This window comes from Flavobacterium sp. RSSB_23 (assembly GCF_051547145.1).
Classification (GTDB): domain Bacteria; phylum Bacteroidota; class Bacteroidia; order Flavobacteriales; family Flavobacteriaceae; genus Flavobacterium.
In genome coordinates, this window is the sequence record NZ_JBPTTO010000055.1 from 1 (window position 1) to 531 (window position 531).

General features: G+C 37.9%; 1 protein-coding gene. It reads right to left on the reverse strand.

Features of this window, described 5'->3' with window-relative positions; all coding sequences use genetic code 11:
* Positions 1-531 (reverse strand): cadherin repeat domain-containing protein (locus ACSVH9_RS16345; protein WP_438064634.1); only part of this gene is annotated, 531 nt, incomplete at both ends.

A 531-nucleotide genomic window follows, 5' to 3' on the forward strand; every position in this document is an offset into this window, starting at 1 on the left:
GGTATCACCAGTTCCACTTACTAAAGAATATGTAAACGAACTAGTATCTACATCGGTTGAAGACAAAGTTCCAACAGTGGAGTTAGCCGCTACATTTTCATCAATTGCAGAAGCAGACAGCGTAATATCTGTTGGCGCTTCGTTCAAATCATTAATTGAAATAGTAAATGCTTTTTCAAAAGTAGAAGTACCATCGAAAGTTCGAACACGAACCGAGTAAGAGGATTTAGTTTCAAAATCAGGACTCGCAGTAATTTTCAAATCAGAACCTGAAATGCTAAAGGCAGCATTATCGGTATCTCCAGTTCCAGCAACAAGAGCATACGTAAACGAGCTAGTATCTAAATCGGTTGTAGAAAGTGCTCCAACAGTTGAATTGGCCGCTACATTTTCATCAATCGCAGCAGCAGATAACGTTATATCCGTTGGCGCTTCGTTTAAATCATTAATTGAAATAGTAAAGGCTTTTTCAAAAGTAGAAGTACCATCAAAAGTGCTTACACGAACCGAGTAAGAAGATTTAGTTTCAAA